The sequence below is a fragment of the Citrobacter sp. RHB20-C16 genome, assembly GCF_013890155.1.
GTDB classification, from domain to species: domain Bacteria; phylum Pseudomonadota; class Gammaproteobacteria; order Enterobacterales; family Enterobacteriaceae; genus Citrobacter_A; species Citrobacter_A amalonaticus.
This window is the reverse complement of the sequence record NZ_CP057630.1, coordinates 633,826-657,626: the sequence shown is the minus strand read 5'-3', so window position 1 is coordinate 657,626 and position 23,801 is coordinate 633,826. Positions and strand designations below refer to the sequence as shown.

General features: G+C 53.0%; 24 protein-coding genes. 14 read left to right on the top strand and 10 right to left on the bottom strand.

Features of this window, described 5'->3' with window-relative positions; translation table 11 throughout:
• Positions 1-9: 9 nt before the first annotated feature.
• Both HVX64_RS03200 and uxaC read right to left on the bottom strand, forming a co-directional pair.
• Positions 10-1,497 carry an altronate dehydratase family protein gene (locus HVX64_RS03200; RefSeq protein ID WP_042998221.1) on the bottom strand — a complete coding sequence of 496 codons (1,488 nt, stop codon included), beginning with the start codon at positions 1,495-1,497 and terminating at the stop codon, positions 10-12.
• Positions 1,498-1,511: 14 nt separating this feature from the next.
• Positions 1,512-2,924 carry a glucuronate isomerase gene (uxaC, locus tag HVX64_RS03195; RefSeq protein WP_044255820.1) on the bottom strand — a complete coding sequence of 471 codons (1,413 nt, stop codon included), beginning with the start codon at positions 2,922-2,924 and terminating at the stop codon, positions 1,512-1,514.
• A 470-nt stretch (positions 2,925-3,394) separates the two neighbouring features.
• On the opposite strand from uxaC, the gene exuT reads away from it, so the two are divergent.
• From exuT to HVX64_RS03135, 12 genes are all read left to right on the top strand, one after another.
• On the top strand, positions 3,395-4,696 hold the full coding sequence (gene exuT / locus HVX64_RS03190; RefSeq protein ID WP_042998223.1) for a hexuronate transporter ExuT: 1,302 nt from the start codon (positions 3,395-3,397) through the stop codon (positions 4,694-4,696).
• 137 nt (positions 4,697-4,833) lie between these two features.
• A complete protein-coding gene (gene exuR / locus HVX64_RS03185; RefSeq protein WP_042998224.1) occupies positions 4,834-5,610 on the top strand; it encodes a transcriptional regulator ExuR in 777 nt (258 codons plus the stop codon).
• Between the two features lie 338 nt (positions 5,611-5,948).
• Positions 5,949-6,611, top strand: a complete 663-nt coding sequence (gene yqjA / locus HVX64_RS03180; protein WP_042998225.1) for a DedA family general envelope maintenance protein YqjA — start codon at positions 5,949-5,951, stop codon at positions 6,609-6,611.
• A 3-nt stretch (positions 6,612-6,614) separates the two neighbouring features.
• The gene (gene mzrA / locus HVX64_RS03175; protein ID WP_042998226.1) at positions 6,615-6,998 is read left to right on the top strand and encodes an EnvZ/OmpR regulon moderator MzrA; all 384 of its coding nucleotides are present in this window, start codon (positions 6,615-6,617) and stop codon (positions 6,996-6,998) included.
• Between the two features lie 148 nt (positions 6,999-7,146).
• Complete coding sequence (locus HVX64_RS03170; RefSeq protein WP_042998227.1) at positions 7,147-7,515, top strand: DUF1090 domain-containing protein; 369 nt, start codon at positions 7,147-7,149, stop codon at positions 7,513-7,515.
• A gap of 33 nt (positions 7,516-7,548) precedes the next feature.
• Positions 7,549-7,854 carry a YqjD family protein gene (locus HVX64_RS03165; RefSeq protein WP_042998228.1) on the top strand — a complete coding sequence of 102 codons (306 nt, stop codon included), beginning with the start codon at positions 7,549-7,551 and terminating at the stop codon, positions 7,852-7,854.
• A gap of 2 nt (positions 7,855-7,856) precedes the next feature.
• The gene (locus HVX64_RS03160) at positions 7,857-8,261 is read left to right on the top strand and encodes a phage holin family protein (RefSeq protein ID WP_043001753.1); all 405 of its coding nucleotides are present in this window, start codon (positions 7,857-7,859) and stop codon (positions 8,259-8,261) included.
• The gene (locus tag HVX64_RS03155) at positions 8,251-8,544 is read left to right on the top strand and encodes a YqjK-like family protein (protein WP_042998229.1); all 294 of its coding nucleotides are present in this window, start codon (positions 8,251-8,253) and stop codon (positions 8,542-8,544) included. The genes HVX64_RS03160 and HVX64_RS03155 overlap by 11 nt, the downstream gene beginning before the upstream one ends.
• A 274-nt stretch (positions 8,545-8,818) precedes the next feature.
• Entirely contained in the window at positions 8,819-9,211 is a 393-nt protein-coding gene (locus HVX64_RS03150) for a DoxX family protein (RefSeq protein WP_042998230.1), read from the top strand.
• A gap of 67 nt (positions 9,212-9,278) precedes the next feature.
• A complete protein-coding gene (locus HVX64_RS03145) occupies positions 9,279-10,268 on the top strand; it encodes a glutathione S-transferase family protein (RefSeq protein ID WP_042998231.1) in 990 nt (329 codons plus the stop codon).
• Positions 10,269-10,391: 123 nt separating this feature from the next.
• Positions 10,392-10,757, top strand: a complete 366-nt coding sequence (locus HVX64_RS03140) for a DUF805 domain-containing protein (protein WP_044255823.1) — start codon at positions 10,392-10,394, stop codon at positions 10,755-10,757.
• Positions 10,758-10,980: 223 nt separating this feature from the next.
• Positions 10,981-11,340, top strand: a complete 360-nt coding sequence (locus tag HVX64_RS03135) for a DUF805 domain-containing protein (RefSeq protein ID WP_044255826.1) — start codon at positions 10,981-10,983, stop codon at positions 11,338-11,340.
• Between the two features lie 50 nt (positions 11,341-11,390).
• On the opposite strand, the gene yhaJ is transcribed toward HVX64_RS03135, so the two are convergent.
• Positions 11,391-12,287: a DNA-binding transcriptional regulator YhaJ gene (yhaJ, locus tag HVX64_RS03130; protein WP_044255829.1), complete on the bottom strand. Its 897-nt coding sequence runs from the start codon at positions 12,285-12,287 to the stop codon at positions 11,391-11,393.
• A gap of 104 nt (positions 12,288-12,391) precedes the next feature.
• Between yhaJ and HVX64_RS03125 the strand changes: the two genes are divergently transcribed.
• The gene (locus HVX64_RS03125; RefSeq protein ID WP_042998235.1) at positions 12,392-13,093 is read left to right on the top strand and encodes a pirin family protein; all 702 of its coding nucleotides are present in this window, start codon (positions 12,392-12,394) and stop codon (positions 13,091-13,093) included.
• Between the two features lie 19 nt (positions 13,094-13,112).
• Complete coding sequence (locus HVX64_RS03120) at positions 13,113-13,274, top strand: hypothetical protein (protein WP_164566090.1); 162 nt, start codon at positions 13,113-13,115, stop codon at positions 13,272-13,274.
• 92 nt (positions 13,275-13,366) lie between these two features.
• Here HVX64_RS03120 and HVX64_RS03115 read toward each other — a convergent pair whose 3' ends face one another.
• From HVX64_RS03115 to tdcB, 7 genes are all read right to left on the bottom strand, one after another.
• Positions 13,367-14,680: a serine dehydratase subunit alpha family protein gene (locus HVX64_RS03115; protein ID WP_044255832.1), complete on the bottom strand. Its 1,314-nt coding sequence runs from the start codon at positions 14,678-14,680 to the stop codon at positions 13,367-13,369.
• A gap of 21 nt (positions 14,681-14,701) precedes the next feature.
• The gene (locus HVX64_RS03110; RefSeq protein WP_042998237.1) at positions 14,702-16,033 is read right to left on the bottom strand and encodes an amino acid permease; all 1,332 of its coding nucleotides are present in this window, start codon (positions 16,031-16,033) and stop codon (positions 14,702-14,704) included.
• A 320-nt stretch (positions 16,034-16,353) separates the two neighbouring features.
• Complete coding sequence (tdcG, locus tag HVX64_RS03105; RefSeq protein ID WP_044255834.1) at positions 16,354-17,718, bottom strand: L-serine ammonia-lyase; 1,365 nt, start codon at positions 17,716-17,718, stop codon at positions 16,354-16,356.
• An 85-nt stretch (positions 17,719-17,803) separates the two neighbouring features.
• The gene (gene tdcE / locus HVX64_RS03100; RefSeq protein WP_044255838.1) at positions 17,804-20,098 is read right to left on the bottom strand and encodes a 2-ketobutyrate formate-lyase/pyruvate formate-lyase; all 2,295 of its coding nucleotides are present in this window, start codon (positions 20,096-20,098) and stop codon (positions 17,804-17,806) included.
• Positions 20,099-20,131: 33 nt separating this feature from the next.
• Complete coding sequence (tdcD, locus tag HVX64_RS03095; RefSeq protein WP_044255841.1) at positions 20,132-21,340, bottom strand: propionate kinase; 1,209 nt, start codon at positions 21,338-21,340, stop codon at positions 20,132-20,134.
• Between the two features lie 31 nt (positions 21,341-21,371).
• A complete protein-coding gene (gene tdcC, locus HVX64_RS03090) occupies positions 21,372-22,703 on the bottom strand; it encodes a threonine/serine transporter TdcC (protein WP_042998241.1) in 1,332 nt (443 codons plus the stop codon).
• Between the two features lie 34 nt (positions 22,704-22,737).
• Complete coding sequence (tdcB, locus tag HVX64_RS03085; protein ID WP_042998242.1) at positions 22,738-23,727, bottom strand: bifunctional threonine ammonia-lyase/L-serine ammonia-lyase TdcB; 990 nt, start codon at positions 23,725-23,727, stop codon at positions 22,738-22,740.
• Positions 23,728-23,801 lie beyond the last annotated feature (74 nt).

The window sequence follows — 23,801 nt, the reverse complement described above, 5'->3', positions numbered from 1 at the left end:
CGGCACTTTTTACAACGTTACGCCGCTTTTAAAGATAGCCAGTTCGCGGAAATCATTGCGTTCGTTGCAGGTCTGCTTACCGTTGGCGAAATCGACGATGGTATCAATGAACTCATTCAGCAGTTGCGGCATCGCTTTGCCGTGGATCAACTGGCCCGCATCAAAGTCGATCCAGTGCTTTTTCTTCGCCGCCAGTTCGCTGTTGGTGGCAATTTTCACCGTCGGCACAAATCCGCCGTAAGGAGTACCGCGACCGGTGCTGAACAACACCATGTGACAACCGGCACCCGCCAGCGCACTGGTGGCAACCGCATCATTACCCGGCGCGCTCAGCAGATTCAGACCGTGGGTTTTCAAACGCTCGCCGTAGCGCAGCACGTCAACCACCTGACTGGAACCCGCTTTCTGCGTGCAGCCCAACGACTTGTCTTCCAGCGTAGTGATCCCACCGGCTTTGTTACCCGGCGAAGGGTTTTCGTAAATCGGCTGATTGTGGGCGATAAAATACTGCTTGAAGTCATTGACCATGGTGACCAGTTTGCCGAACGTTTCTTCGTCGCGACAGTGACTCATCAGCAATTGCTCCGCCCCGAACATCTCCGGCACTTCGGTCAGCACGGTGGTGCCGCCGTTGGCAATTATGTAGTCAGAGAAGCGACCAAGCATCGGGTTCGCGGTAATCCCGGAAAGCCCGTCTGAACCACCACACTCCAGACCAAACTTCAGCTCGCTCAGTTTCCCCGGCTCGCGTTTGTCGTGGCGCATCACGTCATAAAGCTGATGAAGATGCTCAAGTCCCGCCTCCACTTCATCGTCCTGATGCTGACAAATCATAAAGTGCACACGCTCAGGATTGAAGTCGCCCAGCGTTTCGCGGAAGGCATCGACCTGGTTGTTTTCACATCCCAGGCCAATCACCAGCACCGCGCCGGCGTTCGGATGACGGACCATGTTTTGCAGCATGGTACGGGTGTTGATGTGATCGTCGCCAAGCTGCGAGCAGCCGTAGGTGTGGCTGAACAGGAAGACACCGTCAGTGCCCTCTGCATCATTCGTCTCTTTCAGAAAACGGCTCTGGATCTGGCGCGCAATCCCGTTGACGCAGCCAACGGTTGGCAGGATCCAGAGTTCGTTTCGTACCCCGACGTCCCCATTAGCGCGACGATAAATCTGCACGTCGCGATCCGCCGGTTGCGCAGGAAGATCCTGAAAATCGGGTTGATAGCGATACTCATCCAAATCGCTCAGATTGGTGCGAGTATTGTGGGCGTGAATATGTTCACCCGCCGCAATGTCCGTCAAAGCATGGCCGATAGGCTGACCATACTTAATCACGTACGCCCCTTTCCTGATGTCACTCAGCGCAAATTTATGTCCGCGAGCAATATCCTGGCGAAGCGTTACGGTGTGGTTGTCCACAGTGACTTCCGTTCCCTGCGCCAAATCAGCCAGCGCGACCGCAACGTTATCCTGCACATGGATTTTGATGTATTGCATATCAACCCCGGACCTTAGTTCAGTTCAATGCCGAAGTAATCACGCGCATTGTTAAAGCAAATGTTTTTCACCATCTCGCCCAGCAGTTGACTATCTGCCGGGGCTTCACCGGCCTGCACCCAGCGGCCAATCATCTGGCAGAGAATGCGACGGAAGTATTCGTGACGGGTATAAGACAGGAAGCTGCGGCTGTCGGTCAGCATGCCGACAAAGCGGCTTAACAGACCCAATTGCGCCAGTTGCGTCATCTGACGTTCCATGCCGTCTTTCTGATCGTTGAACCACCAGCCGGAACCGAACTGCATTTTGCCCGGCATCCCTTCACCCTGGAAGTTGCCGATCATGGTGCCCAGCACCTCGTTATCGCGCGGGTTCAGGCAGTAGAGAATGGTTTTCGGCAACAGGTTTTCTTCATTCTGTTTGCTGAGCAGTTTTGATAACTCTTCCGCCATCGGACGGTCGTTGATGGAGTCAAAGCCCACATCCGGCCCCAGCAGTTTGAACTGGCGCAGGTTGTTATTGCGCAGGGCGCCAATATGGTATTGCTGTACCCAACCGCGACGCGCATATTCCGCCCCCAGGAACACCAGCACAGCCGTTTTGAACTGCGCCACTTCATGTTCGTTCAGCGTCTCGCCTGCCAGGCGACGTGCCAGAATGCTATCCAGTTCAGCGTCGCTGGACTCTGCGAACAGCACCACATCCAGCGCGTGGTCGGAAACTTTGCAGCCGTGCGCCGCAAAATGATCCAGACGTTTGGTCAGCGCACTTTGCAGATCGGTAAAGCGGCGAATGTCGGTGTCCGACACTTCACCCAGTTTTGCCATGTAATCGTTGAAGGTCGCCTGCTCAATATTGAAGGCTTTATCCGGACGCCAGCTTGGCAAAACTTTCACGGAGAAGCTGCTGTCTTTTGCGACCGTTGCGTGATGCTCCAGCGAATCGATCGGATCGTCAGTCGTGCCGACCATTTTCACGTTCATCTGCTGCATGATGCCGCGTGCGGAGAATTCATCCTGCGCCAGCAGTTCGTTGCACTGATTCCAGATTTCGTCCGCAGTCGACGGAGAAAGCAGCTTACCTGTCACGCCGAATGGGCGACGCAGTTCAAGGTGCGTCCAGTGGTATAACGGGTTGCCGATCGTATGCGGAACCGTCGCCGCCCACGCGTCAAACTTCTCGCGGTCGGAAGCGTCGCCGGTACACAGGCGCTCAGCGACACCGTTAGTGCGCATCGCGCGCCATTTGTAATGGTCGCCTTTCAGCCAGATGTCATACAGATTCTTGAACCGGTAGTCTTCGGCGATTTGCTGTGGCGGCAGATGGCAATGGTAATCGAAGATAGGCTGGTCTTTCGCATAATCATGATACAGACGGCGGGCAAATTCAGTATCAAGTAGAAAATCTTCTGTCATAAACGGGGTCATTATCGTCTTCCTCTCAACGAGTGCGTCTGATTGCTTATGTAGCGATGCTGACAAAGTTATCACACCAATTTCCATAACCTGTAGATATTTTCGTGAGATAGATCAATAAATACCGACAAATTGTTTACCCTCGAAGTGGTAAACATCGCCTCAAGCCGCGCCAGCTCTGGCATCGCCTAATCGAAATAATAACCACGCTAAGATTCATACTTTTGTGATGGCACTCACCTTTTAAAGTTGTATGACAAGTTATCTTTCTGCCGTCGCGATACATAAGCCGACGGAATGCATAGTTACCGATGATTCATCATCGGATTGACCGGTACGGAAACCGAATTAGCAAAATTTATTTATGGCAACGTTCGGGCGTACCGGCTTTTTTTGGTTACCCCGTCGTAAACAGCATCCTCTGCCACAGGCAGGAAGATGACCGCGATCTTTGCGGAAATAACAAAACGATGAGGTTTTACATGCGTAAAATTAAAGGGTTACGTTGGTACATGATTGCGCTGGTGACGCTTGGCACCGTGCTGGGTTACCTGACGCGTAACACTGTGGCGGCAGCTGCGCCAACTCTGATGGAAGAGTTGCACATCTCCACCCAACAGTACTCCTATATCATCGCAGCCTATTCTGCTGCTTACACTGTCATGCAACCTGTTGCCGGCTATGTGCTGGATATACTGGGCACCAAAATAGGCTATGCAATGTTTGCCGTGTTATGGGCCGTTTTCTGTGGCGCAACCGCATTGGCAGGAAGCTGGGGGGGCCTGGCGCTGGCGCGCGGCGCGGTCGGTGCGGCAGAAGCCGCGATGATCCCGGCGGGGCTGAAAGCCAGTTCCGAATGGTTCCCGGCGAAAGAACGCTCCATTGCGGTCGGCTACTTTAACGTCGGCTCCTCTATCGGTGCGATGATTGCCCCGCCGTTGGTTGTCTGGGCGATCGTGATGCACAGCTGGCAGATGGCGTTCATTATCTCTGGTGCCCTGAGCTTCATCTGGGCCATGTCCTGGCTTATCTTCTATAAGCATCCGCGTGATCAGAAAAAACTGACGGACGAAGAGCGCGACTACATTATTAATGGCCAGGAAGCGCAGCACAAAAACAGCACCAAAAAGAAAATGTCACTCGTGCAGATCCTGCGTAACCGCCAGTTCTGGGGTATCGCCCTGCCGCGTTTTCTGGCAGAACCGGCCTGGGGGACGTTTAACGCCTGGATCCCGCTGTTCATGTTCAAAGTCTATGGCTTTAACCTGAAAGAAATTGCAATGTTCGCCTGGATGCCGATGCTGTTTGCTGACCTCGGTTGCATCGTGGGGGGTTACCTGCCGCCGCTGTTCCAGCGCTGGTTTGGCGTCAACCTGATTGTCTCACGAAAAATGGTCGTTACGCTGGGTGCTGTGCTGATGATTGGCCCAGGGATGATCGGTCTGTTCACCAGCCCGTACATCGCCATTATGCTGCTGTGTATTGGTGGTTTTGCTCACCAGGCCCTGTCCGGTGCGCTGATTACACTCTCTTCTGATGTCTTTGGACGTAACGAAGTGGCCACGGCGAACGGTCTGACCGGGATGTCTGCCTGGCTGGCGAGTACGCTGTTCGCCCTGGTGGTCGGTGCGCTGGCAGACACCATTGGCTTCAGCCCGCTGTTCGCAGTACTGGCCGTGTTCGACCTGTTGGGCGCGCTGGTTATCTGGACCGTGCTGCAAAACAAACCGGCCAGTGAAGTTGATTCTGGCCCGCAGTTTGATGAACCGGCAGCGCAAAGTTAGCCTGCCGACGGATAACGCATAAGCAATCTCAGCCGCCTGCTGGCACCCGCAGGCGGCTTTTTCGTTTCTGCGTATAGAGCCAAACTCGCGAAAGTGGTATAACAAATACAGTCTGCCGTATCATGCCTGGAGTGCATATGGAAATCACCGAACCACGACGTTTGTATCAACAACTTGCTGCTGATTTAAAAGAGCGCATCGAACAGGGCGTTTACCTGGTGGGTGATAAATTGCCTGCAGAGCGTTTTATTGCCGATGAAAAAAATGTCAGCCGTACCGTGGTTCGTGAAGCCATCATCATGCTGGAAGTCGAAGGGTATGTTGAGGTCCGTAAGGGGTCCGGGATTCATGTGATTTCCAACCAACCGCGCCACCAGCAGGTCACCGACGAGTCGCTGGAGTTTGCCAACTACGGTCCTTTTGAATTACTCCAGGCGCGTCAGCTTATCGAAAGCAATATTGCAGAGTTTGCCGCCACCCAGGTCACCAAGCAGGACATCATGAAACTGATGACGATCCAGGAACAGGCGCGCAACGAAAAATGTTTCCGCGACTCCGAATGGGACCTGCAATTCCACATTCAGGTCGCGTTAGCCACGCAGAACTCCGCACTGGCCGCTATCGTGGAAAAAATGTGGACTCAGCGCAGTCACAACCCGTACTGGAAGAAACTGCACGAACATATTGATGCGCGTACCGTCGATAACTGGTGCGACGACCACGATCAAATCCTGAAGGCACTGATCCGCAAAGACCCGCATGCGGCAAAACTGGCGATGTGGCAGCATCTCGAGAACACAAAAATCATGCTGTTCAATGAAACCAGCGACGATTTTGAATTTAATGCCGACCGTTATCTGTTTGCCGAAAATCCGGTCGTTCATCTCGATACGGCGGCTAACGCGACAAAATAAACGTTCTTGATTCGACAGGCGCGCCGTTGCGCCTGTCAGTAAGCGAAAGGTATAAAGTGTCAGCCTGTGTAAATCCTCTCGCCACCCTCTCCTGCGATCAGCAAAATCACATTTCAAGGACGTGTAATTTCTATAACGGACTACGTTGACCTTTGTTACAATTAGATGCAATTCGAATTTATGTTTGTCAGTGCTTGCTTACTTCATAACTTTTAACAGGGAATAGTTCAGGCCGCGGCTTTGCGCCGTCCGCACACCATGTAAAACACTAACAATGATGCGGCGTAGCAAACTGTTTAACCCGGCGTGACGTTAACCAATTCGACCTGGAATACTGAATGGAACTTTTGACTCAATTACTGCATGCCCTCTGGGCGCAGGATTTTGAAACACTGGCCAATCCTTCCATGATTGGCATGCTGTATTTTGTTTTATTTATGATTCTGTTTCTGGAGAACGGGTTGCTGCCAGCCGCCTTTTTACCTGGCGACAGTTTGTTGGTGTTAGTGGGTGTTCTGATTGCCAAAGGCGCCATGGGCTTTCCGCAAACCATTCTGTTGCTGACCGCAGCCGCAAGCCTCGGTTGCTGGCTCAGCTATATTCAGGGCCGATGGCTGGGCAATACCCGCATCGTACAAAACTGGTTATCGCACCTGCCAGCCCACTATCATCAACGCGCTCACCATTTATTCCATAAGCATGGTCTTTCCGCCCTGCTGATTGGTCGTTTTATCGCGTTTGTTCGTACCTTGCTGCCGACCATCGCTGGCTTATCCGGCCTGAATAATGCCCGCTTTCAATTTTTCAACTGGATGAGTGGCTTGCTGTGGGTGCTGATTTTAACCAGCCTGGGTTATTTGCTGGGGAAAACGCCGGTGTTTCTGAAGTATGAAGATCAACTGATGTCATGCCTGATGCTGTTACCCGTCGTGCTACTGGTTTTTGGCCTGGGCGGTTCACTGGTCGTCCTGTGGAAAAAGAAATACGGGAATCGAGGGTAAGGGATGCTGAAACCGCGTATAACCCTTAAACAACTGGCCTGGAGCACCGCGTTTCTGCTGACGTTGAGCGCCATGCTGTTGGTCTGGTCAACGGTTCGTCAGCAAGAATCCACGCTGGCGATCCGCGCCGTCCACCAGGGGGCCAGCATGCCGGACGGCTTCTCGATCTGGCATCACCTCGACGCTAACGGCATTCGTTTTAAAAGCATTACACCAAAGAACGACACTCTGCTCATCACTTTCGATTCCAGCGCCCAGAGTGCCGCCGCCAAAGCGGTGCTCGACAAAACGCTGCCGCGCGGCTACATCATTGCCCAGCAGGATGATAACAATCAGGCCGTCCAGTGGTTGTCACGTTTACGCGATACGCCACATCGGGTAGGGTAATCTCCAGGAATCCGAATCATATCACCCACTTTGGTGATTTCTGCGATTAATGTCTATGATTAATGAGGCGATGGGGTCACCCTGTCGCTTTATCACTGGATCATCGTTCCTGAATTCATGGGGACGAGTCACAATGGAAGGTTCAAGAATGAAATACCGCATCGCTTTCGCTATCTCCCTTTTCGCTCTCAGTGCTGGCAGCTACGCTAACACGCTTTGCCAGCAAAAAGAGCAGGATATTCAACGGGAGATCAGCTACGCCGAGAAGCACAATAACCAGAATCGCATCAATGGGCTAAAAAAAGCGCTCAGCGAAGTCAGGGCCCACTGTACTGACAGCAAGCTGCGTGCCGATCATCAGGAAAAAATTGCTGAGCAGAAAGAAGAGATCGCCGAACGTCAGCGCGACCTCGCCGAAGCGAAGCAAAAAGGCGATGCGGACAAAATTGCCAAACGCGAGCGTAAACTGGCTGAAGCGCGAGCGGAACTGAAAGAGCTCGAAGCTCGCGACTACTAAGTATCAGTACCACTTACTCACCTGGAGAAAACTATGTCGAAAGAAAACACATCGGAACATCTGCGCGCTGAGTTGAAATCCCTGGCCGATACGCTGGAAGAGGTGCTGAACTCCTCTGGTGATAAATCGAAAGAAGAGTTGAGTAAGATCCGCAGCAAAGCCGAGCGCGCGCTTAAAGAGAGCCGCTATCGCCTCGGTGAAACGGGTGATGCCATTGCTAAACAGACTCGTGAAGCCGCTGCGCGTGCTGACGACTATGTGCGCGAAAATCCGTGGACCGGCGTCGGGATTGGTGCGGCCGTGGGCGTCGTGCTGGGCGTTCTGCTGACGCGTCGTTAATGATGGCGGATCCTCATCACGCGCAAGGGCCCGGGAAAAGCGTTCTGGGTATCGGGCAGCGGATTGTCACTCTTCTCGTTGAGATGGTGGAAACGCGGTTACGTCTGGCCGTCGTCGAGCTTGAAGAAGAAAAGGCGAACCTTTTTCAGCTTCTGCTGATGCTGGGACTCACCATGCTCTTCGCTGCATTTGGTTTGATGAGCCTGATGGTGTTAGTCATCTGGGCCGTTGACCCGCAGTATCGGCTCAATGCGATGATTGCCACCACGGTCGTGCTGCTGGCACTGGCGCTGATTGGCGGGATATGGACGCTGCGAAAAGCGCGGCGCTCCACATTGTTACGCCATACGCGCCATGAACTGGCAAATGACCGGCAATTGCTCGAGGAGGAGAGCCGTGAGCGGTAAAGTCGAACGTGAACAACGTAAGGCCCGACTGCTTCGTGAGATCCAACAGCAACGGCTGGATCTTTCAGCCAGTCGTCGTGACTGGCTGGAAGCCACGGGCGCTTACGATCGTGGCTGGAACACCCTACTGAGTTTGCGCTCCTGGGCGCTGGTCGGCAGCAGTGTGATGGCCGTCTGGACGATTCGCCACCCTAACCTGCTCGTGCGTTGGGCAAAGCGCGGGTTTGGCGTGTGGAGCGTCTGGCGACTGGCTAAAAAGACGCTGCGCTCAACCGTTGCCTGAGGGTGCTTCGCTTATCCGACTCTCACATTCAATAGGTAGGCCGGATAAGGCGTAGCCGCCATCCGGCAACGGTACCAGGAGCGCTTCGCTTACCCATCCACAATATCACCCCACTACAAAATCAAATTTTTTGAAAAATATTGACAGTTTTCCTTGCTAACAATTCTCATTCTTCACGCTTATGATTCTCTCCATCGACAGCAATGACGCGGAATGCCGCGAAATTGCACCCAAAAAACAAACTCAGCAGTCTGTGTAGTTCCTGGAGAGAAGAATGAAAAAATTAGAAGATGTTGGTGTACTGGTAGCGCGTATTCTGATGCCAATCCTGTTTATTACCGCAGGTTGGGGAAAAATCACCGGTTACGCAGGTACCCAACAGTATATGGAAGCGATGGGCGTTCCGGGATTCCTGCTGCCACTGACCATTTTGCTTGAGTTCGGCGGCGGCCTGGCGATTCTGTTCGGTTTCCTGACCCGTACCACCGCGCTGTTTACCGCAGGCTTTACACTGCTGACCGCGTTTATCTTCCACAGCAACTTTGCGGAAGGCGTGAACTCACTGATGTTCATGAAAAACCTGACCATCGCTGGCGGCTTCCTGCTGCTGGGCATCACCGGTCCGGGCGCATTCAGTCTCGACCGTGTACTGAACAAAAAGTGGTAAGCGCTCTATAATGAATGAAAAAGAACGAGGGGATTTTCTCCTCGTTTTTGCTATCTGAGGGAAAAACATGGGACAACTGATCGACGGCGTCTGGCATGATACCTGGTATGATACCAAATCCACCGGGGGCAAATTTCAACGTTCGGTATCGGCATTCCGCAACTGGCTCACGGCGGATGGCGCGCCGGGTCCTTCCGGCGAAGGCGGTTTTGCGGCAGAAAAAGACCGCTATCACCTGTATGTTTCTCTCGCCTGTCCGTGGGCGCACCGTACGTTAATCCTGCGTAAGCTCAAGGGTCTGGAGCCGTTTATCTCCGTCTCGGTCGTAAATCCACTGATGCTGGAAAACGGCTGGACCTTTGACGATGATTTTCCGGCGGCCACAGGCGATACCTTATATCAGCACGAATTTCTGTATCAGCTTTACCTGCACGCCGATCCCCATTACAGCGGCCGCGTCACCGTGCCTGTTTTGTGGGATAAAAAGAACCATACGATTGTCAGTAATGAATCTGCTGAAATCATTCGCATGTTCAATACGGCGTTCGATGCGCAAGGGGCAAAAGCCGGGGACTACTATCCCCCAGAACTGCGCAACAAGATCGACGAACTGAACGGCTGGATTTATGACAACGTTAACAATGGCGTCTATAAAGCGGGCTTCGCTACCAGTCAGCAAGCCTATGATGACGCGGTAGAAAACGTCTTTACCGCGCTGGCGCGGCTGGAGCAGATCCTCGGTCAGCATCGCTATCTGACAGGTAATCGGCTTACAGAGGCTGATATTCGCCTGTGGACAACACTCATCCGCTTTGATCCGGTGTATGTCACACATTTCAAATGCGACAAGCATCGCATCAGCGACTATCTCAATCTGTATGGTTTCCTGCGCGATATTTATCAGATGCCAGGGATCGCGGAAACGGTCAATTTTGACCATATTCGCCACCACTATTTTCGCAGCCATAAGACGATTAACCCGACAGGCATTATCTCCATTGGCCCGTGGCAAGACCTCAAAGAACCACACGGGCGTGACAGCCGTTTCGCCAAGTGAACCCAGGCACCCTTCAGGGTGCCTGCTCAATTTACCCTTCAAATATTTACCCTCTCATCATTCGCAACTATTCTTTCTTTGATTGCTTTAAAAACAAGTGATTGACACACGATTGAGGTAAAAATGGATTGGTACTTAAAGGTTTTAAGAAATTATATCGGCTTTGGCGGACGCGCCCGGCGGAAAGAGTACTGGATGTTTATTCTGGTCAACGTCATTCTGACATTCGTTCTCGGCGTACTGGATAAACTCCTGGGCTGGCAGCGTGCCGGAGGAGAAGGCATTCTGACAACAATTTACGGAATTCTCGTCTTTTTACCCTGGTGGGCAGTTCAGTTTCGACGTCTGCACGACACCGATCGATCGGCCTGGTGGCTGTTGTTGTTACTGATCCCCGTCATCGGCTGGCTGGTGATCCTCATTTTTAACTGTCAGGACGGCACGCCCGGCGAAAACCGCTTCGGACCTGATCCAAAATCTCTCCCCTGAGAAAGTGAAAAGGCAGCGTTACCCGCTGCCTTGATCCTTTTATTTACGCTAACCTGTTGTTCTGGTTAGTGCCCAGATACTGATTCAGATTCAAAACATATTTCTTAAAACTATTAATAATAGATATATTTTTCCTGAGATTTTCTTAATTAATTAGAATGCAAATGACCTTCATAAAATACCATGCTATATTTTGCCCTCTTTTAATTAATAAGGATGTTATATGAATTGGTATTTGAGTGTAATAAAAAATTATACCGGTTTCAGCGGTCGCGCACGTCGAAAAGAGTACTGGATGTTTGCGTTAATCAACATGATCATCTGTGCAGTCCTGAATGTTATTCAGGCTGTAATCGGCATGGAAACACCCTATATCTCAATTATTTATAGCCTTGGCATTCTGCTGCCGAGCATTGCGGTGGCGATCCGTCGTTTACACGATACCGAGCGCTCCGGCTGGTGGTTGCTGCTCAGCCTGATTCCGATTATCGGAACAATCGTTATTATTGTATTCCTGTGTCAGAACGGTACTGCCGGTGCTAACCGTTTTGGTGCCGATCCTAAGCAAAACGAGATTAATTAATCCTTTTTCGGGGCAATCTTTTTGCCCCGATATCAGTCATCCGCAACGCGTTATTTTTTCATAAAGAGTTTGGGTATTTCACGGAGGCACCAGGCCTTTGCTTCTCCCATACTGTCTCGCCGCCAGGCCATAATGATGTCAATCTCGCTGGTCGATTCCGGGCTGACCACGCGCAGCCGTCCTTCTGCAATATCCTGTTCCACCAGCGGATACGGCATCGTCGCCACCCCTAATCCTGCCAGTAACGCCTGACGCTTATCTTCGATGGTGCTGACGGTAAGGCGCGCTTGCTTATCCAGCAGTTGCACGGTTAATACCGGACGTTCACGCGCGGTATCCGCGACCGCTACGCCGCGATACTTCACCCGCGTCACTTCCGACAGCGGTTCCGGCTCCTGATGAATCGGGTGATCCGGCGCGGCAACATAAACGTTCATCAGGGTATACAGCTTACGGGAGTTAATTTCTGACGATGAACGAAAGTGCATGTCCGGTGCCACAACAATATCCGCCCGGCCCTGTTCCAGGCGTTCCCACGCCCCCGCCAGCACCTCGGTGATCACTGAAAGCTGCGTATTGGCTTTAACAGCCAGTTTGTCGATCAGCGGGAAGAAGGCCGGGGTCGGCACCAGCGCCTCGGTCACAATAGTCAGATGCGTCTCCCACCCTCGCGCCAGCGCCTCAGCGTCTGTGGTGAGCTTATCTGCCGCCTCCAGCAGCACACGCCCTCTTTCCAGCAGCATGCGCCCAACGTTAGTGAATTTTGTTCGATGTCCGGAGCGGTCAAACAACACCACATCCAGCTCTTCTTCCAGCTTCTGCATGGTGTAGCTAAGCGCTGACGGCACGCGCCCCAGTTCATCCGCCGCTGCGGCGAAGCTACCGCGGCGATCTATCGCGTCCATTACGCGTAATGCCTCAAGCGTTAATGCCCTTTCTTTGGCCATGTCGTTCTCATTCAGGAAATTTGAACATACCGGGCAGAATATCTGGCTAACAATGCAGCGTCCAGCCCCTTAACATAAAAGGAAGTAAAGAGAGGTCAAGAACTATGATTACTACCCGAACAGCCAAACAATGCGGACAAGCAGACTACGGCTGGCTGCAGGCCCGTTATACCTTCTCCTTTGGACACTATTTCGACCCGAAACTGCTGGGCTACGCATCGCTGCGCGTGCTCAATCAGGAAGTACTGGCACCCGGCGCGTCCTTCCAGCCGCGCACCTGGCCAAAGGTAGACGTGCTCAATCTGATTCTTGAAGGCGTTGCAGAGTATCGTGACAGTGAAGGCAACCACGTTCAGGCCCAGGCGGGTGAAGCGTTGCTGCTCGCGGCGCAGCCGGGTATCAGCTACAGCGAACATAATATCAGCAAAGACAAACCGCTTACGCGTATGCAATTGTGGCTCGACGCCTGTCCTGAGCGCGAGAATGCTCTGGTGCAGAAGACAAAACTGACGAAAGTTAAACAGCAACTGATCGCCTCACCCGATGGTGAGAACGGCAGTCTACAGCTGCGCCAGCAGGCGTGGGTACACCATATTGAGCTGGATCAGGGCGAGTCGCTGAGTTTTCAGCTTCATGGCCCGCGCGCTTATTTGCAGTCCATTCATGGCACCTTTCACGCCGTCACCCACGATGAAGCGCGTGAAGCGCTGACCTGTGGCGACGGAGCCTTTATTCGTGACGAAGCTAACATAACGCTCGTTGCCGATACGCCGTTACGCGCTTTGCTGATAGATTTGCCGGTGTAATCGGTAACCGGAGTGGTGTATGAGTAAGAAAGCAAAAAAACAGGCCCCGACAGGGAAAGTGGCAACGGCAGAAACCAACACCGCGCCCCGTGCGTTTGACTACGAGGCGATGCTGACCGAGCTGGAAGCGATTGTCGCAGACGCCGAAGTTCGTCTTTCCGAGGAAGAAGCTGCCGCCTGAACCTCATTGCCGGATGACTGCGCAAGCGCATTATCCGGCCTACATATTCGTAGGCCGGATAGCGTCGCGCCTTCAGGCAGTCAGCCCTTCACTTAATGCGCTTTATGGGCCATGATCTCGATAATCTGTTTGTCCGTTTGCTGCATGGAATGACACGCCAACGCGCACAGGTTGGCAATAGACTGTTCCACGTCGTGCGCCACAATCCCTTCGTTACCCGTAACCGCCGTATCGTCCAACGCCATCAGCACCGCCTTCCACGCCGCAGAAGCACTGGTGGAGACCTTCATCGCGCAACTGTTAGATGCCCCATCGCAAATCATTCCGCTGACATCGCCAATCATGCTGCTGATCGCCATCGAGATCGTGCTGTAGCGCCCTTCGTCCACCAGCCAGGCCATCCCTGCCGCTGCCCCCATCGCGGCGGTCGTCGCGGCACACAGCGCCGACAGACGCGGGAGCTGATGGTGTATGTAGATCGCACTCAGATGGGAAAGCATCAGCGCACGCGCCAGTTTCTCCTCATCGGCGCCAAAGTGCTCGGCCACCACCATCACCGGTACCGTAGCGGTGATCCCCTGATTGCCGGAGCCGGAGTTACTCATGGCAGGTAGCGTCGCGCCGCCCATACGCGCATCCGACGCCGCGCTGGTTCGGATAAGGATCGCCGTCGAAAGATCGTTTGCCAGCAGACCGCGTGCGCACTGCTTTTGCAGCGTCGCACCGATATGCAGCCCCCAGGTTGCGCGCAGCCCCTCTTGTGACAGCGCGCCGTTGAGTCGGGCGGCGTCGAGAATAAAACGAATAGCGTCGAACGGTACGGTATTCACAAATGCCAGAATCTCTTCCAGCGTGGTCTCAGAAAGTACCGAGAGCGGCGATTCCTGCGCCTCATCGTCCGCGTTCGCTTGCTGAGTAAACTTCACGCCGGTATCGGTTTCGATCCGCACAATGTGAGTATGACCGCCGACAATGGTGACGCACGCCCAGCCGTCATGGCTATAGACCTTCGCGCGAGAAAACAGGATGTCATCACAGGGTTGCTGCAACATCACCGACACCTTGCCCGCTTTCAGCATCGCCTTCGCATCGGCAATGGCTTGCGCGGAGGCATCCTTCAGCACCTCCAGTCCGGCATTCGCATTCCCGCCCAATGCTCCCAGCGCGGCAGCGATGGGCAGCCCAACCATACCGGTTCCCGGCACCGTCACCCCCAGTCCGTTTTTCATCAGATTGGGCGAGACCCAGGCATCGATTCGCTCCACCGCGCCATGCAGTTCAGAGGCCGCAACCGCGGCCGCCAGCGCCAGAGAAACCGGTTCCGTACAGCCCAGCGCAGGTTTCACCTCTTCCTGTACTGCGCGGATGAAACGCTGCCACAACGGATTTTTTATAGTCTCAGACATAACAACAACCTTCAGGATAAATCAGGAAAAAGCCAGGAACGGAGATACGCACAGCAGCAAACCGGTGACGATAATCAGATACAGCGACACCCCTTTGTATTTGTGCAATGCAGGTACTTTGTAGACCAGCCAGGCGGGGATCAAACATCCCACCATGCCGAAAATAGGGCTACAAATCGACGTAAAGCTCAGAACCGGTGCGTTAAGCACAATAGCGCTCCAGGCCAGTAAAATGGCAAACACCATGATGCCGCGCTGTACCAGCGTTTCATTGATCTTCTCAGCCGGCAGTTTGCGGCGCAGAATGTTCATCGCAATCCCCTGCGTGGCTTCGCGAAAGCCGAGATAGACGCCAAAGAATGCGGTCATCACGGCGAAAATATTCAGGATGACACTCACAACTTTCACCCAACCGGCGCCCGCGCCGCTGATGAACTGTGCAGCAATCGCCAACGCGGAGATATTCTGCTCATAGGCTTTAACCGCTTCGTCGTGTCCCATTGCCAGCGTAAAGGAGACGGCATAGAAGAACACGGTGACAAACAAAATGCCGAAGGCAATATTCATGGCACGTAGCGCTTTATGACGCGCCACCTCAACGGATTTCTCACGGGAACGGTAGGAAATCACCATCGGGCTCAGGGTCTGGATAAACAGGATTGAGGTCAGGGTAAACGGCAGCGTGATAATCGCATTCTTCACCAACAGCGCCATCGGCGGCAGCGCGCCAATGTTGTATAAGTGCCACATCCCAACCATCGATACGCCCAGTGCCGCCACGACCAGCAGTTTGGTCAGCACCATGCCGGTAGAAATTTTGAACAGCAGCTTTTCGCCGCGTGAGGAGATGGCGACCAGGATGCAAATCAGCACCAGACCATAGAACGGGTTATCGGATAACAGTCCCTCTGTCACACCAAAAGTATGCAAATAGGAGGCGCTGTCGTTGGTGATTGCGGTGGAATAGACAAACATCCAGATAACCAGCATCACAAAATACAGTGCGCCTAACAGGATGCCCCAGTTTTTCCCCAGATACCCACTGATGACGCTGGGATAATCTTTGCACTCCGGGGATTCCGCCAGCGTGTTAATAAACAGACGCTGGAACAGATACATGGCGGGATAACCGATAACCGATGAGAGCAAAAAGACCCACAGCCCCATCAAACCGACCTGCACCGGGAGAAAAACAATCCCCGCGCCAATCGCCATCCCGATACTCATAATGACCCAGCCGGTGTCGATGCTGTCGAATTTAATCGCTTCCCGCCATTCGCTTTCCGTCATTCCCGCCCGGCGCGCCGGGGCGCTGGCGTCGAGCACTACGCTGTTGTTCGTTGCCGTTTCCATAAAATTCTCGCTCATTATGTAGGGTATATTTTTAATTTTTGTCGTGCCGCATCAAGGCGATACGCGGTACGGGGTTTGCAGGCGAGTCATTAGAATGAAAAAAAGGATACGCTCAGGCGCAGAGAAAAACGTCACAAAATAACCCTGATATTTTCTATTGGTTAAGAAAATCTTCCTACACAAGAAGAATTACGTGTCATTTTTTTCTAAATTTGAAGAAGATCACAACAAAAAAGCACACCGACGTGTGCTTTTAGATGGCTGACAATGGATAAAATGCCCGATGGCGCAGGTTTATCGGGCAAGCTTTCTGGCGTTCGCTAACTGCACACCACTTTGATCGCTAAACCACCGCGTGATGTTTCGCGGTACTTATCGTTCATGTCCTTACCCGTCTCGTACATCGTTTCGATGACTTTATCCAGCGAGACACGCGGTTCGGAGGTGCGGCGCAGCGCCATACGTGCGGCGTTGACCGCCTTGACTGCGTTGATCGCATTGCGCTCAATACACGGGATCTGCACCTGCCCGGCAACCGGGTCGCAGGTTAAGCCGAGGTTGTGCTCCATGGCAATTTCCGCCGCGATGCAAACCTGCGCCGGGCTACCGCCCAGCAGTTCGGTCAACCCCGCCGCCGCCATGGAACTGGCCACGCCGATCTCCCCCTGACAGCCAACTTCCGCCCCGGAAATTGACGCATTCATTTTGTACAATGCCCCAATGGCCCCTGCCGCCAGCAGATAGCGGGCAATGGAGTTGGCATTCAGCGGACGACGGAATTTATCGTAATAGGCCAGAACGGCTGGAATAATGCCGCATGCCCCGTTGGTGGGCGCGGTCACCACGCGTCCGCCCGCCGCGTTCTCCTCACTGACTGCGAGAGCAAACATGTTGATCCAGTCGATGACGTTCATCGGGTCGCTGGAGAGACTGTCACTGGAGACCAGCAGACGGCGTAACGCCACCGCGCGGCGCGGTACATTCAGCGGGCCGGGTAAGACGCCTTCGGTATTCATCCCGCGTTCTATGCCAGCGTGCATCACTTCCCAGATCTGAGCAAATCCGGCATCAATCTCCGCCTTGCTGCGCAGCGCCAGTTCGTTTTGCATCATCAGCCCGGAGACTGAAAGGCCATTGCGTTCGCACAGTTTCAGCAGTTCGCTGGCGGAATGAAAATCATAAGGGACCGGCGCTTCCACGTCATGCGCCTGACCAAAGCGCTCTTCATCCACGATAAACCCGCCGCCAATCGAGTAGTAGGTTTTACACAGCAGCGTTTCCTGGTTTTCCCAGGCGGTGATCCGCATTCCGTTCTCGTGCCTTGGCAGCGTTTCACCATGAAAAACAATGCTATCGGTAACCGGGAAATCGACGACATGTGTACCTTCAGCAACCGGCAAGCGGCCGGTACGGGTCACCTCGTCAATAAACGCGGGGATGGCGTCAATGTTGACGCTTTGCGGCGAGTTTCCGGCCAGCCCCATCATAATGGCGGTATCGGTCGCGTGGCCTTTTCCGGTCAGCGACAGTGAACCATACAGATCAACCGACATGCGCGTCGTGCGCGATAAGCTTCCACTGCTGACCAGTTGATCGATAAACCGTTTTCCTGCATTCATCGGCCCTACGGTATGAGAGCTGGAAGGACCAATACCAGGTTTGAAAATATCGAATGCGCTAATCATTTCTACACCCTCGGACTCGTTCAGTGGAGACCAGGTTTTCATACGCATAGTGAATCGGGGCGACCCGCAGACCGCCCCGATAACGTTACATCGCCTGGGTGAAAGTACGCGAAATGACGTCCTGCTGCTGCTCACGGGTGAGCGCGTTGAAGCGCACAGCGTAGCCGGAGACGCGGATCGTCAGGTTCGGATAGTTTTCCGGATGTTCAATGGCATCCAGTAACATCTCCTTGTTCATTACGTTAACGTTCAGGTGCTGACCGCCTTCCACGTTCGCTTCATGGTGGAAGTAACCATCCAGCAGCCCGACCAGGTTGGTTTTTCGCACCGGATCCTCTTTGCCGAGTGCCGCAGGCACAATCGAGAAAGTGTACGAAATCCCGTCCTTCGCGTAAGTGAACGGCAGTTTCGCCACGGAAGTCAGCGAGGCGACAGCGCCTTTACGGTCACGCCCGTGCATCGGGTTAGCGCCCGGCGCAAATGGCGTCCCCGCGCGACGACCGTCCGGCGTGTTACCGGTTTTCTGTCCGTACACCACGTTGGAGGTAATAGTCAGAATCGACTGCGTCGGTACCGCGTTCCGGTAGGTCGGCAACACTTTAATTTTCTTCATAAAGCGTTCAACCAGATCGCAGGCAATGCTATCCACGCGCTCATCGTTATTGCCGTACTGTGGATATTCCCCTTCAATCACGAAATCGACCGCCAGCCCGTTATGGTCGCGAACCGGTTTCACCGTCGCGTACTTAATTGCAGAGAGCGAATCCGCCGCTACCGACAGTCCGGCAATCCCGCACGCCATCGTGCGATAGACGTCACGATCGTGCAGCGCCATCAGCGACGCTTCGTAACTGTACTTATCGTGCATGTAATGGATGATGTTCAGCGCGCTGATGTACTGCACCGCCAGCCAGTCCATAAAGTGGTCCAGACTGTCCATCACCGTGTCGTAGTCCAGCACGTCGTCCAGCAACGGCGCGGTTTTCGGCCCCACCTGGATTTTCAGCTTCTCATCCACCCCACCGTTGATTGCGTACAGCAGCGTTTTGGCAAGATTGGCGCGCGCCCCGAAGAACTGCATCTGCTTACCGATAACCATCGGACTCACGCAGCAGGCGATCGCATAGTCGTCGCTGTTAAAGTCGGTCCGCATCAGATCGTCGTTTTCATATTGCAGTGACGAGGTGACGATAGAGACCTGTGCGGCATACTTTTTAAACGCGACTGGCAACGCTTCTGACCACAGCACGGTGAGGTTTGGCTCCGGTGCCGGCCCCATCGTGTGCAGCGTATGCAGATAGCGGAAGGAGTTTTTGGTCACCAGCGTGCGACCATCCAGCCCCATCCCGCCGATCACTTCGGTCGCCCAGATCGGATCGCCGGAGAACAGCGAGTCAAACTCAGGCGTACGCAGGAAACGCACCATCCGGATCTTCATGATGAAGTGGTCGATCAACTCCTGCGCCTGTTGCTCTGTCAGGATACCGGCATTGAAATCGCGCTCAATATAGATATCGAGGAACGATGCGGTGCGGCCCAGCGACATCGCGCCGCCGTTTTGCGATTTCACCGCCGCCAGATAGGCAAAGTAGACCCACTGTACCGCCTCCTGCGCATTACGCGCCGGGCGAGAGATATCACAGCCATATTTCGCCGCCATCTCCTGCATTTGCAGCAACGCACGACGGTGCTCCGCCAGCTCTTCACGCAGGCGAATCGTGGCTTCCAGATTCTGTCCCCACTCCAAATTTGACTGGAGATCGGCGAACTGCAGCTCACGCTCACGCACCAGATAGCGGATGCCGTACAGCGCCACGCGACGATAATCACCGATAATGCGCCCACGACCATAACCGTCCGGCAAACCGGTCAACACACCGGATTTACGGCAGCGCAGCATGTCCGGAGAATAGACGTCAAAAACGCCCTGGTTGTGGGTTTTACGCAGTTCGGTGAACAGGTACTCGAAGTTCGGATCCATCTCACGACCATAAGCATCGAACGAACTTTTGATCATGTTGACGCCGCCAAACGGATGCAGCGCACGTTTCAGCGGTTTATCCGTTTGCAGGCCGACAATCTTCTCCAGTTCCTGCTCAATGTAACCCGCATCGTGCGCAGTAATCGTGGTCGCAATATTGGTATCGAAATCGACCGGCGCATGGGTCGCGTTTTCGATACGAATGCCCGCCATCACCTTTTCCCACAATGCCGTAGTGGCAGGCGTTGCATCAGCAAGGAAGGATTCATCCCCTTCATAAGGCGTATAGTTGTGCTGAATAAAATCACGGACATTAATTTCTTCTTTCCAGTCCGTACCTTTAAAGCCAAGCCATGCTTCGGCATACAGCATATCGCTGGTATCGATATCTACCTTCATGAAAAATAATCTCTCTACAGAACAACAAATAAATTAGGCGTATTCCACGGCTGCGTTAATGCGGCCTAATTGAATCGCATCGAGCGCAATCATTTTTTCTTCGTTCGTCGGTATTACGGCGCAAATAACCCGGGCATCAGGGGTGGAAATAATGCGCTCGCCATGAGAATTCGGCAGGTTATTTCGGTCGCTGTCGATATTCACTCCCAATACCGTCAGATGCTCAACCACCAGACGACGAATTAATACTGAGTTCTCACCAATACCGCCAGTGAAAATAATGCCGTCCAGACGGTGTAACGAAGCGGCATGTCCGGCAATATGACGGGCAATGCGGTGAACAAAGGTTTTAATTGCCAGCTGTGCGCGCTCGTGTCCTTCATGCCAGGCTTTTTCCAGCACCCTTAAGTCGGACGACAGGCCAGAAATCCCGAGCAGACCGGACTCTTTGTTCACTACCCGCTCCAGATCGCTCAGAGTCTGTTGGGTTTCACTGGCGACCCACGCCATCGCGCCGAAGTCCACGTCGCCACTACGCGTGCCCATCATCAGCCCTTCCAGCGGCGTCATCCCCATTGACGTGTCGACGCTGTGACCATTACGGACGGCACAAATTGACGCACCGTTGCCGAGGTGGGCAATCACCAGGCCGGAGTCCTGTTCGGACAGCGCAAGCAGTTCATGCGCGCGTTGAGAAACATAGCGGTGCGACGTTCCGTGGAAGCCGTAACGCCGCACGCCCAGCTCTTCGAAATACTTCCACGGCAGGCCATACAGGTAAGCTTCTGGTGCCATGGTCTGATGGAAGCTGGTATCAAACACCGCCACCTGCGTGACGCCGGGGAACAGATGCTGTGCGGATTCAATCCCGCTCAGATTGGCGTAATTATGTAATGGTGCCAGTGGTGAAACACGGCGAATATTGTCAATGACCTCATCAGTAATAATTGCTGACTCGGTAAAAATATTTCCGCCGTGGGCAATACGGTGGCCAATTAAGGCCACGCTGTCATTTAAATTACGTTTTTCCAGTTCAAACACAATCGCCTTTAATGCGCCTTCGTAGCTGTGGTGAGCCAGCGTCACTGGCTCACCTCCATTTACCGATAAGAACGCATTTTCCGAGTTAATACCATCCGCAATGCCTGCCATTAATACGTCGCAGTTATTTGCATCCAGTACTGAAAACTTAATTGAAGACGATCCACAATTAATAACCAGAACTATCGGAAACTCATTCATTTCACTACTCCGCTCATCCTGAGCTTAAGGATTAAAACAGTTTGTACACGATGTTCAGAATGGTCAGCAGACCGATGACGGTGACAAACACGTTATCCAGACGACCGCGATATTTCGCCAGTGACGGTGCCTTACGAATGGCATACATCGGCAGCAGGCACAGCAGTGAGGCAATAATCGGCGCACCCATCGCTTCAATCAGGTCCAGAATGTTCGGGTTGGCGTAAGCCACAATCCAGGTGGACCCCATGATGAAGATCATGCTGATGGTGTTGAGTTTGCCGGAGGAAACCTTCGTTTTATCGCCTTTGTAACCGAACTTCAGCACCAGACCATTCAGCCCTTCCAGCGTGCCCAGGTAGTGACCGAAGAAGGATTTGAAGATGGCAACCAGCGCAATAATCGAGGCGCCATATTCCAGCACGATGGCGAAAGTCGACTTCGTTCCGGACAGGGAAGCGAAGTGGTTTGCCAGATAAGACAGTACCGGAATGTTCTGTGCTTTCGCATCTGCCATGTTTGCCGGAGAGAGCGTGAACAGGCAGCTAAAGGCGAAGAACATAACCACAGCGACCATCAGCATGCTGGCGCGAGAGATGATCTGAGAACATTTCTGCTCGGTGTATTCACGGCCAAAATCTTTCTCATATTCTTCACGTTTAGAGACCACGAAAGACGAAACGATCGGCGAGAAGTTGAACGAGAACACCATGATAGAAATCCCCAGCCACACGGTGACCAGAATGCCATCGTGACCGGTTAAGGCGATATTACTGATATCGACCTGGTCGATCACCGCAGAGTTCCAGTAAGGGATCAGCGACAGCGAGATCAGCACCAGGCTGGCAATGAACGGCCATACCAGGTAGCTCATCACTTTAACCATCAGATCCTTACCAAACCAGATAACGAACGCCATCAGCAGCAGCAGGAACAGCGCCACAAAACCACGGTTCAGCGCCGGCAACTGTAACTGGTTTTCCCAGAACGTCATGAACGTGTTGGTAATGGTGACGCCATAAATCCACAGCAGCGGACAAATCGCGAAGAAATAGAGGAACGTGATGACCACGCCGCCCGTCTTACCAAAGTGCTCTTCAACCGTTTCCGTGATGTTGCCGGACGGGTTTGACCCGGACAGACACAGACGCGCCAGCGCACGGTGGCAATAAAAAGCGATGGGGTACGCCAGTACCAACATCAAAAGAATGGGGATTAAGCCGCCAAATCCTGCGCGGATGGGGAAGAACAACACCCCGGCGCCGATGGCTGTACCAAATAAACCCAGTGTCCAGGTGGTGTCTGATTTACGCCAGGACGACTGTTTTGTCTGGCTGGATACAATGCTGTCAGAAGTACTCATATCCTATCCTCAACGAAGAGATTAATAGCCGGATTTACGCGTCTGCTAAACCCGTAATTTGCGATACACGAGAAAGATCGATATTGCCGCCAGAAATAATGCTGACCGTTTTTCTGTTCTGGATATAGGCATCTAATTTCCCGCTTAATAAAGCAGCACATGCCAGTGCACCAGCACCTTCTGTCACCACTTTGTTGCGTTGAATTAAAGCAATCATGCTGTTACGAATTTCGTCTTCGCTGACCAGGACAATGTCATCCACTAATTCACGCACAATTTCGTAAGTTAATTTACCCGGGCGGGAAACATCACAACCATCCGCCAGGGTGCCGGTCGTTCGGTGCGTGGTTATTTCTCCAGCCTGATAAGACGCCGCCATGCCGTGTACGTTTTCAGACTGCACACCAATCACTTTAATGGTCGGGTTAATAGATTTAATGGCAATAGCAATACCGGCGATTAAACCGCCGCCGCCGATAGGAACAATCACGTTATCGACGTCATACAGGTCTTCCATAATTTCCAGACCGATAGTACCCTGGCCGGCAATCACTTTCGGATCGTCATAAGGCGGGATAAAAATACGCCCTTCCATTTCGACAATCTCACTGACTTTGGCGATAGTGTCGTTGAAGTTATCGCCGTGCAGCACTACTTCCGCCGAGTAGTCACAGGTGGCGGCCACTTTCGATTTCGGCGCCCCCTTCGGCATCACCACTTTGCCATCAATACCCAGCATCGCGCAGGAGAGAGAAACCCCTTGAGCGTGGTTACCCGCTGAACAAGCGACAACGCCTTTACGTTTTTCCGCATCCGTCAATGAACTGAGTTTGTTAAATGCGCCACGAATTTTAAATGAGCCGGTACGCTGCATGTTTTCAAACTTAAGGAATATTTCCCCTTTGCAGCGCTCACTAAAATAGTTTGAGCGAGGCATGCCTGTTTTATATATTTTCCCCGCCAGTCGTTTTTTTGCTTCGAGGATATCTTCAATGGCAACCGGGAGATCGTAAGTAATGTGCATTGTAACCTCTTACCTGATAGTAAAGTAATAGATAGCCGTAACCAACGTCTGATATTAAGAACGATGGTATGAAT